Raw genomic sequence first — 9,880 nt, 5'->3', positions numbered from 1 at the left:
AAGCCACAATTAAGAAATATATTCAAGATTAAAGAAATTATCCAGTGGATGATTTCTTCACGAGTATGAAAATTCGAGAACGAGTAAAGCATGATATAGCATTAGATAAATTAAGTGTAAAAGAATATGAGGATCCCTTTAGGGATAGTGGTAAGTAATGCGAACACCTCTTTGAGAGGTTTGTGAAGAGTCAAGAGCAATGAAACTTGAACAAAGTGAAAGCCAGCGTCTTTAGGCGCTGGCTGGTGAATTGGGCTTATAGCCCTGGTGCAAACCACCCGTTAGACGGGTGGTCATGATTTTATAAATGAAGTAAACTTCTCAAAATTCAAAACTTAATTTTGGCATCTATAATTACCTTTATATTTTATTTTTAGTTAGTTTAGCTTTAAATTCTTCTTTTATAGGATTTGAAGCTTTTTTAGTTCGTTTTTCTGTTAGACTAGTGTTAATAATAAGAAAGGGATTTTTTATATGCTTCAAAAATTTTATGAACGAGCATTTGTCTTTTTGAAACTAGTTGAACAAGAATATGCTTCTTTATGCCAGAGTTCTGCTGAGTGGGAATCACTTCATCTTCGTTTTTTACTTTATTATTTGATAAGATTTAGAATTAAAAGCGATAAAGAGTTTTGTTTATATCATTTTCAGACGGCCTATCGCTTGTATCTAGATAAATTCTTGCTAGAAGGTACTACTCTAAGTTAGTGACGTTCATATATCATTTATCACGAACAATAATCTGTATTGATTTTATATTTTGTAGGATTTTGTTTAATTTTTAAGGTTTTGAATTTTGTTATTTACAGAAATTCCAAATCTTTTCCAGTGTTTCTTCTTGATAAAATGGTCTTTTTTTCTTATAATAAATTGTAAGATATAATTGCAGGTGAGACTCCTGCCATGTATATGAGAAAGGAAGAGCCTAGCGGCTCAGACAAGATTATGACTTCAGTTGTTGTTGTAGGTACCCAATGGGGCGATGAAGGTAAAGGGAAAATTACAGATTTTCTTTCAGCTAATGCAGAGGTAATTGCTCGTTATCAAGGTGGTGATAATGCTGGTCACACCATTGTGATTGATGGCAAGAAATTTAAGTTGCACTTGATTCCATCAGGTATTTTCTTCCCTGAAAAAATTTCTGTCATTGGGAACGGGATGGTTGTAAACCCTAAATCTCTAGTAAAAGAGTTGACTTATCTTCATGGTGAAGGTGTGACAACAGATAACTTGCGTATTTCTGATCGTGCACATGTTATTTTGCCTTACCATATTGAGTTGGATCGCTTGCAAGAAGAGGCTAAGGGTGAAAATAAGATTGGTACTACAATTAAGGGAATCGGTCCAGCCTATATGGACAAGGCAGCTCGTGTCGGTATTCGTATTGCGGATCTTTTGGATAAAGAGATTTTTCGTGAGCGTTTAGAACGTAATCTTGCGGAAAAGAATCGTCTGTTTGAAAAATTATATGATAGCATGCCTATTTCAATTGATGATATTTTTGAAGAGTACTATGAGTATGGCCAACAAATTAAGCAGTATGTGACAGATACATCTGTTATCTTGAACGATGCACTTGATAATGGCAAACGTGTACTGTTTGAAGGGGCGCAAGGTGTCATGTTGGACATTGACCAAGGTACTTATCCATTTGTTACTTCGTCAAACCCTGTTGCTGGTGGTGTGACAATTGGGTCTGGTGTTGGTCCAAGTAAGATTGACAAGGTTGTAGGTGTGTGTAAAGCTTATACGAGTCGTGTAGGTGATGGACCTTTCCCAACTGAGTTGTTTGATGAAGTGGGAGATCGCATCCGTGAAGTAGGTCATGAATATGGTACAACAACTGGTCGTCCACGTCGTGTGGGTTGGTTTGACTCAGTTGTGATGCGTCACAGTCGCCGTGTATCTGGGATTACCAACCTTTCATTGAATTCTATTGATGTTTTGAGCGGTTTGGATACTGTGAAAATTTGTGTGGCCTATGATCTTGATGGCCAACGTATCGACCACTACCCAGCTAGTCTTGAGCAATTAAAACGTTGCAAACCTATCTACGAGGAATTGCCAGGTTGGTCAGAAGACATTACTGGAGTTCGTAATTTAGAAGATCTTCCTGAGAATGCGCGTAACTATGTTCGTCGTGTGAGCGAGCTGGTTGGGGTTCGTATTTCTACCTTCTCAGTTGGTCCTGGTCGTGAACAAACCAATATTTTAGAAAGTGTTTGGTCATAGGAGATTTTTAAGATTAGTTTAAGACAGGTTGGGTATACTATAGATAGTTACAAGAAGACCTCCTAACTTGTTGTAACAAATATCCTAAACTTTTCTTTTTCATAATAATCTCCCTATTAAGTCACCGCATTCGGTGGCTTTTTTAGTTCATAAGTCCTATATAGGCTTCTACATGACTTTTTAAAATAAAGAAAAAAACAGTGGGATAGAAATCTCTAGACTAAGTCTCGATTTGGTAAACCTATATCTGTAAGATTTCAACATTTGAGTAAATTGGTTAATGTTGTGAATGGAGAAAAGAAGTTTTGGTAAAAGTAGCTTTTTGAATTCTAAAATACCAACAAACAGTTTAATCTACTAATAAATTATAGGTTTACAACTAAGCAAAAATGAGGTTGGGATTTTTGATCCCAGCCTCTTCAGTGAACTATTTTCTTTAGAATTTATAAGTTAGATAAAATTAAATTTTTTGTAAATTAGCTTATTTGATAACTTGGTTTCCTGATTTGTCATTTTGAATTTGGTTCATTTCGTGCATAAAAACATCTGCTTTCAGTTTATCTGTGATGATACTGACACTTATTAGCTTATTTAGATTTTTCTCATATCCTTCTAAAAAAATAGGATTTCTAATTTTCATGGTTAACTTTGCACAATTAAAGGGACGTTTTTTAATGGTTATTTGTTCGATATCTTGAAGTTTAAATTGATAATGTAATACGCTGAGGCCTCTGCTACTATAGGTATAATACTGAACAGTATTGTTTTTATGAACTTCTAATTTTACTCCATTTATGAAGAGATAATACCCCATAAAACATAGAAGAAGTGGAGCATAAATCAGTACGATTGCTATAATAATCTTGTCTGTAAAATCGGTATTATAAGCTATCAGATGCTTTAGAATCCAGAGAATCATAACAGATAAAGATATCATGAATGGTCCCCCTGTTCTATTAAATTGATTTTTATATGGAAACATTAAGGTAAATTTTGGTTTATCCAGTAATAACTCTAATTTCATCATTTACCCTTTCATATTGTTTATTGTATAAATTTCAGTATATTCATTTCTTGAACTTTCTATGTCAGTTATCTTCATTATTTTAAGTTCATGATTTCTGATTTTCTATCAATTTTGCTAATATTATACTCTTTTTAAAACATTATTTCTATAATCCAGCGATTTAATACTATCTAAAGTTAGTCAGTGTAAATATTATAGAGCACTTTTTTTGTCTAGGAAAACATGCTATAATGATAGAATTGATAAGCAGGAAAAGAGAGAAACTATGGATTATACAGTTGAAGAAAAAGAAGCTTTTATGAGAGAGGCTTTGAGAGAGGCAGAAATTGCTCTGGAACACGATGAAATTCCAATTGGTTGTGTGATTGTTAAGGATGGAGAGATCATTGGTCGTGGGCATAATGCGCGCGAGGAGTTGCAACGGGCGATCATGCATGCAGAAATCATGGCCATAGAGAATGCGAACGCGAGTGAAGAAAGTTGGCGTTTGCTGGATTGTACGCTTTTTGTGACTATTGAGCCATGTGTTATGTGTAGTGGGGCAATCGGGCTTGCACGTATTCCAAACGTAGTCTACGGGGCTAAGAATCAGAAATTTGGTGCAGCTGGAAGTTTGTACGATATCTTGACAGATGAGCGTCTCAATCATCGTGTAGAGGTTGAAACGGGAATTTTGGAAGATGAATGTGCAGCTATTATGCAGGACTTTTTCCGAAATCGACGGAAAAAATAATTTCTCTTTCAAAACGGAGGGGAATGTGGTATAATAAATAGTGGAGCAACAGTTCTGCGTGAAGCGGGTCAGGGGAGGAATCCAGCAGCCCTAAGCGATGTGAATTGTGTGCTCTTTTTTCGTGCTTTTTCCGAATAAATAAGATAGAATAATCTAGAATAAGTGATAATAGAAAAGAGAAGATGATGAAAATTCGTGGTTTTGAATTGGTTTCGAGTTTTACAGATGAAAATTTATTGCCTAAGCGTGAGACAGCTCATGCGGCTGGTTACGACTTAAAGGTTGCGGAACGCACCGTGATTGCGCCAGGAGAGATTGTCTTGGTTCCGACAGGTGTTAAGGCCTATATGCAACCGACAGAAGTGCTCTATCTCTATGATCGTTCATCAAACCCTCGCAAGAAGGGCTTGGTCTTGATTAACTCGGTTGGGGTCATTGATGGGGATTATTATGGAAATCCTGGAAATGAAGGGCATATTTTTGCGCAGATGAAGAATATCACAGACCAAGAGGTTGTTCTTGAAGTTGGGGAACGTGTGGTTCAGGCTGTCTTTGCTCCTTTCTTAATTGCAGACGGAGATGAGGCAGATGGAGTGCGGACAGGTGGGTTTGGTTCGACAGGGCACTAGGATGAAGATTATCTTTGTGCGTCATGGGGAGCCAGATTATCATGAATTAGAGGAACGTTCTTATACAGGTTTTGGGATGGATTTGGCCCCCTTATCTGAGAAGGGACGACAACAAGCTCAGGAACTTTGGCAAAATTCTTTGCTACAATCAGCTAACCTACTAGTGACTTCAGCAGTAACGAGAGCTTTAGAAACGGCTTTTTATGTATCTTGTGCTACTGGACTTCCTTTGAGAGTGGAGCCTATGTTACACGAATGGCAGGTCTATGAAGCAGGAATAGAAAACTTTGAAAGAGCTAGATGTCTGTTTTTAGAAAACAATGGAGAGTTGCTCCCCAATGCCCCTATTCAATATGAGACAGCTGCGGAGATGAAGTCTCGTTTTCTAGAATGCATGGTTAAGTATCGAGAACATCAGACTGTGGTAGTTGTCGCTCATCGAATGCTCATACGTCAATTTGTGCCAAATGAGAAGATTGATTTTTGCCAAGTGATTGAGTGTGAGATAGAGATTTAGAAAGAGGTTTATTATCGCAAAGAAAAAAGCGACATTTGTATGTCAAAATTGTGGGTATAATTCCCCAAAATATCTAGGGCGTTGTCCTAACTGTGGGTCTTGGTCTTCTTTTGTAGAAGAGGTTGAGGTTGCCGAGGTCAAGAATGCGCGTGTATCCTTGACAGGGGAGAAAACCAAGCCCATGAAACTGGCTGAGGTGACTTCAATCAATGTCAATCGAACCAAGACGGAGATGGAGGAATTTAACCGAGTGCTTGGAGGCGGAGTGGTACCAGGGAGTCTCGTCCTTATCGGTGGGGATCCAGGGATTGGGAAATCAACCCTTCTCTTACAAGTATCGACTCAGCTGTCCCAAGTAGGGACTGTTCTCTATGTCAGCGGGGAGGAGTCTGCCCAGCAGATTAAACTCCGTGCAGAGCGCTTGGGGGATATTGATAGTGAGTTTTATCTCTATGCAGAGACTAATATGCAGAGTGTTCGTGCTGAGGTGGAGCGCATCCAACCAGATTTTCTCATCATTGACTCTATCCAGACTATTATGTCTCCTGAAATTTCAGGGGTGCAAGGATCTGTGTCTCAGGTGCGTGAGGTGACGGCTGAGCTTATGCAACTGGCTAAGACTAATAACATTGCCATTTTTATCGTAGGGCATGTGACTAAGGAAGGAACCTTGGCGGGTCCGCGTATGTTGGAGCATATGGTGGATACGGTGCTTTACTTTGAAGGGGAGCGTCACCATACCTTCCGTATTTTGAGGGCAGTCAAAAACCGTTTTGGTTCCACTAATGAGATTGGCATTTTTGAGATGCAGTCGGGTGGATTGGTTGAGGTCCTCAATCCGAGTCAAGTTTTCCTAGAAGAGCGTTTGGACGGAGCTACTGGTTCGTCAATCGTTGTGACCATGGAAGGAACTCGTCCGATTTTGGCGGAGGTACAGGCTTTGGTAACACCGACCATGTTTGGGAATGCCAAGCGTACTACGACAGGTCTTGACTTCAATCGTGCGAGTCTGATTATGGCTGTTTTGGAAAAACGTGCAGGATTGCTCTTGCAAAATCAGGATGCCTATCTCAAATCTGCTGGTGGTGTCAAATTGGATGAGCCTGCCATTGACTTGGCTGTTGCGGTTGCTATTGCTTCTAGTTACAAGGACAAGCCTACCAATCCTCAGGAATGTTTTGTGGGTGAACTGGGCTTGACTGGAGAGATTCGACGCGTGAATCGTATCGAACAACGCATCAATGAAGCGGCTAAGCTTGGATTTACAAAAATCTATGTACCCAAGAATTCCTTGACAGGAATCACTCCGCCCAAAGAAATTGAGGTCATTGGTGTGACAACGATTCAGGAAGTTTTGAAAAAGGTCTTTGCATAATCCGTGACAAATCCTCTTAAAAATGATAAGATAGGAGAAATGTTTGATGATCAAATTTTTAAGGGGGAAATCGTGTCGTATTTTGAACAGTTTATGCAAGCCAATCAGGCTTATGTTGCCCTTCATGGGAAATTAAATCTGCCACTTAAGCCGAAAACAAGAGTAGCAATTGTGACCTGTATGGACTCACGGCTACACGTCGCGCAAGCTCTGGGTCTGGCACTTGGGGATGCCCATATCTTGCGGAATGCGGGTGGTCGAGTAACTGAGGACATGATTCGTTCACTGGTGATTTCCCAGCAACAAATGGGGACAAGAGAAATTGTGGTGCTTCACCATACAGACTGTGGAGCTCAAACTTTTCAAAATGAGTCTTTTCATGAACATTTGAAACACGAGCTCGGAGTTGATGTGTCTGATCAAGATTTTTTACCATTCCAGGATGTTGAAGAGAGTGTGAGAGAGGACATGCAGTTGCTTCGAGAATCTCCACTGATTCCTGATGATGTGGTTATTTCAGGTGCTGTCTATGATGTGGATACAGGAAGTATGAGAGAAGTATACTAACTTTGTCTCGAAAAAATTTCATCCTAGCATAAAATCGATTGTTAAAATGTAGGATTTTTAATTTTAATATAGCTAATATAAAAAAGTAAAAAACAAGGGTATAAATGTTTGCTCTTGTTTTATTTTTGATTGAAAAATAAAGGAAAAAGCGCTACAATGGTAGATGTAAAATGTTGTGTAAAAAACAAGCGATACATAAATACCGGAGGAAATCATGTCTTTTTCTGATTTAAAGCTGTTTGCCCTTTCTTCTAATAGAGAATTGGCAGAGCGTGTGGCGCAAGAGATTGGAATAGAGTTGGGGAAATCGACTGTTCGCCAATTTTCAGATGGGGAGATTCAAGTCAACATTGAAGAATCAATCCGTGGAAAACACGTCTTTATCCTACAATCAACGAGCTCACCTGTAAATGACAATCTGCTCGAAATTTTGATCATGGTAGATGCCTTGAAGCGTGCTAGTGCAGAATCTGTCAATGTTGTTATGCCCTACTATGGTTATGCACGTCAGGATAGAAAAGCAAGAGCGCGTGAGCCAATCACTTCAAAACTCGTTGCCAATATGCTAGAAGTGGCTGGAGTGGATCGTTTGTTGACGATTGATTTGCACGCTGCACAGATTCAGGGATTCTTTGATATTCCTGTAGATCACTTGATGGGTGCTCCATTGATTGCGGACTATTTTGAACGTCGTGGCATGGTCGGCTCTGACTACGTGGTTGTCAGCCCAGACCATGGTGGGGTGACTCGTGCTCGTAAATTGGCAGAGTTTTTGAAAACTCCGATTGCGATTATTGACAAACGTCGCAGTGTAGACAAGATGAATACCAGCGAAGTGATGAACATTATCGGTAAGGTAGAAGGTAAGACTTGTATCTTGATTGACGACATGATCGATACAGCTGGAACCATCTGTCATGCAGCGGATGCTCTTGCTGAAGCAGGTGCGGTTGAAGTTTACGCAAGCTGTACGCACCCAGTTCTTTCAGGACCGGCTATGGATAATATCCAAAAATCAGCTATTAAGAAATTAGTTGTTTTGGATACCATCTACCTACCAGAAGAGCGTTTGATTGATAAGATTGAACAAATTTCGATTGCTCATCTTCTAGGCGATGCTATTATCCGTATCCACGAAAAACGTCCTCTTTCTCCTTTGTTTAGCATTGAGAAAAAGATTTAATCTTTCACTTGAAATAGATAGTTCTCCTAGCAGGTTTCTTTTCTTGCTAGGAGATTTTTATAGTCAAAATCTGCAAGCCTTTTCAAAATATGCTATACTGATGAAAAAGGAGGATTTCTATGAGTCAAGAATTTATCAATCCAAGTGATGGTGTGATTCGTCAGTATTTAGCAACCAGTAAAACCTTAGCGGTAGTGGGCTTGTCCGACCGTGAGGAAACCACTAGCAATCGAGTGACCAAGGAAATGCAGGCTAGAGGCTATAAAATCATTCCAGTTAATCCCAAGGCTGCAGGTGGCGAAATCTTGGGAGAAAAGGCCTATGCAAGCCTAGCTGAGATCCCTTTTCCTGTAGATATTGTCGATGTTTATCGTCGTAGTGAGTTTTTGCCAGATGTGGCGCGTGATTTTCTCAAGGCTGATGCTAAGATTTTCTGGGCACAACTGGGACTTGAAAGCCTAGAAGCAGAAGAAATCTTGCGTGCTGGAGGATGCGACGACATCGTAATGAATCGTTGTATTAAGAGAGAACATACTCGCTTAATTCTTGAGCAATAAAAAGGTAGCCATGGGCTACCTTTTTATATTATAAAGTACCAATCAATGCTTGCATGCCAAGACTGGTAAGGATGATGGCAATCCAGCAAAGGGCTCCAAGGAGAATGGATTTTCCGCTGGATTTGACCATGGCTACTAGATTTGTTTTGAGACCGATAGCACTCATGGCCATGATAATGAGGAATTTGGAGAGTTGTTTGAGAGGGGTGAAGAAGCTACTAGACACACCGAGAGAGGTGAGAAGAGTCGTTAAGAGAGAGGCTAGGATGAAATAAAGGATAAAAAGTGGGAAGACTTTTTTTAGTTGGAAATCTTGGCTGTTTTTTTGCTGGCGACTTTGCCAGTAGGAGAGAAAGAGAGTGATGGGAATGATTGCTAAGGTGCGCGTGAGTTTGACAATGGTTGCAGACTCAAGGGTATTGGTTTGGTAAAGACTGTCCCAGGCACTAGCTGTGGCCGTTACAGAAGAAGTATCATTGACCGCAGTTCCTGCAAAGAGGGCAAAGCCGTCATTGGATAGGTGAAGCCAGGTTCCTAGAGTTGGAAAGATGAGCGCAGCCAAGACATTGAAGAAAAAGATAACGGAAATGGCTTGGGCAACTTCTTTTTCCTTGGCATGGATAACGGGCGCTGTCGCAGCAATGGCAGAACCACCACAGATAGAAGAACCCACACCAATCAAGATAGCCAGTTTTGTGTCTAGCGCAAAGAAACGCTGGAAGAGGTAGGCGACGATTAAGGAAATAGAAATGGTGGAAAGGATGACAGGGAGTGAAGATTGTCCAACTGCGAAGACTTGCGAGATATTGAGACCAAAACCGAGTAAGATAACGGCATACTGGAGCAATTTTTTGGAACTAAAGGTCAAACCTGCATCTAGTTGTTTGTAGGGTGAGAGCCAGGGGTGGAGGAGCATTCCAGCAAAAATTGCAAAGACAGGTGCGCCCACGACGGGGAAAAATCCTCCTAGAAACCAAGAAATGATAGAAATGAGAAGGCAGGCCAAGATTCCTGCCCCGTTTTTTGATAAAAATGACATATGAACCTCCGAAAATAAGCA

General features: G+C 40.1%; 11 protein-coding genes, 1 other RNA gene and 1 pseudogene. 11 read left to right on the top strand and 2 right to left on the bottom strand.

Translation table 11 applies throughout. The features are described 5' to 3' along the window. Positions 1 to 71: 71 nt before the first annotated feature. From D8803_RS07045 to D8803_RS07035, 3 genes and pseudogenes are all read left to right on the top strand, one after another. Positions 72 to 158: pseudogene (locus D8803_RS07045) on the top strand (IS200/IS605 family transposase); the annotation flags it as partial. A gap of 316 nt (positions 159 to 474) precedes the next feature. Beyond that, complete coding sequence (comW, locus tag D8803_RS09825; RefSeq protein ID WP_131200687.1) at positions 475 to 708, top strand: sigma(X)-activator ComW; 234 nt, start codon at positions 475 to 477, stop codon at positions 706 to 708. 237 nt (positions 709 to 945) lie between these two features. Beyond that, on the top strand, positions 946 to 2,232 hold the full coding sequence (locus tag D8803_RS07035; RefSeq protein WP_131200689.1) for an adenylosuccinate synthase: 1,287 nt from the start codon (positions 946 to 948) through the stop codon (positions 2,230 to 2,232). 481 nt (positions 2,233 to 2,713) lie between these two features. Here the strand turns inward: D8803_RS07035 and D8803_RS07030 are convergent, their stop codons facing one another. Beyond that, positions 2,714 to 3,259: a hypothetical protein gene (locus D8803_RS07030; protein WP_131200686.1), complete on the bottom strand. Its 546-nt coding sequence runs from the start codon at positions 3,257 to 3,259 to the stop codon at positions 2,714 to 2,716. Positions 3,260 to 3,524: 265 nt separating this feature from the next. Between D8803_RS07030 and tadA the strand changes: the two genes are divergently transcribed. The 8 genes from tadA to D8803_RS06990 all read left to right on the top strand — a co-directional run bounded on the left by tadA (position 3,525) and on the right by D8803_RS06990 (position 8,820). Continuing rightward, positions 3,525 to 3,992: a tRNA adenosine(34) deaminase TadA gene (tadA, locus tag D8803_RS07025; RefSeq protein ID WP_131200685.1), complete on the top strand. Its 468-nt coding sequence runs from the start codon at positions 3,525 to 3,527 to the stop codon at positions 3,990 to 3,992. Between the two features lie 32 nt (positions 3,993 to 4,024). Beyond that, positions 4,025 to 4,118: signal recognition particle sRNA small type (gene ffs / locus D8803_RS07020), an RNA gene on the top strand. Positions 4,119 to 4,177: 59 nt separating this feature from the next. Then, positions 4,178 to 4,621 (top strand): dUTP diphosphatase, encoded by a 444-nt coding sequence (locus D8803_RS07015; protein WP_000701981.1) that lies wholly within the window; start codon positions 4,178 to 4,180, stop codon positions 4,619 to 4,621. A 1-nt stretch (position 4,622) separates the two neighbouring features. After that, positions 4,623 to 5,138 (top strand): histidine phosphatase family protein, encoded by a 516-nt coding sequence (locus D8803_RS07010; RefSeq protein ID WP_190316810.1) that lies wholly within the window; start codon positions 4,623 to 4,625, stop codon positions 5,136 to 5,138. A gap of 13 nt (positions 5,139 to 5,151) precedes the next feature. Further along, on the top strand, positions 5,152 to 6,513 hold the full coding sequence (radA, locus tag D8803_RS07005) for a DNA repair protein RadA (protein ID WP_081021137.1): 1,362 nt from the start codon (positions 5,152 to 5,154) through the stop codon (positions 6,511 to 6,513). A 72-nt stretch (positions 6,514 to 6,585) separates the two neighbouring features. Then, a complete protein-coding gene (locus D8803_RS07000) occupies positions 6,586 to 7,080 on the top strand; it encodes a beta-class carbonic anhydrase (RefSeq protein ID WP_004246703.1) in 495 nt (164 codons plus the stop codon). Between the two features lie 214 nt (positions 7,081 to 7,294). Continuing rightward, on the top strand, positions 7,295 to 8,263 hold the full coding sequence (locus tag D8803_RS06995) for a ribose-phosphate diphosphokinase (protein ID WP_000010181.1): 969 nt from the start codon (positions 7,295 to 7,297) through the stop codon (positions 8,261 to 8,263). A gap of 119 nt (positions 8,264 to 8,382) precedes the next feature. Then, the gene (locus D8803_RS06990) at positions 8,383 to 8,820 is read left to right on the top strand and encodes a CoA-binding protein (protein WP_131200683.1); all 438 of its coding nucleotides are present in this window, start codon (positions 8,383 to 8,385) and stop codon (positions 8,818 to 8,820) included. A 28-nt stretch (positions 8,821 to 8,848) separates the two neighbouring features. Here the strand turns inward: D8803_RS06990 and D8803_RS06985 are convergent, their stop codons facing one another. Beyond that, on the bottom strand, positions 8,849 to 9,859 hold the full coding sequence (locus D8803_RS06985; RefSeq protein ID WP_131200682.1) for a YeiH family protein: 1,011 nt from the start codon (positions 9,857 to 9,859) through the stop codon (positions 8,849 to 8,851). Between the last annotated feature and the right edge of the window lie 21 nt (positions 9,860 to 9,880).

Origin of the sequence: Streptococcus oralis (genome assembly GCF_003943385.1) — a bacterium.
GTDB lineage: Bacteria > Bacillota > Bacilli > Lactobacillales > Streptococcaceae > Streptococcus > Streptococcus oralis_CA.
The sequence above is the reverse complement of the archived record's forward strand: the minus strand, read 5'-3'. Positions and strand labels throughout refer to the sequence as shown.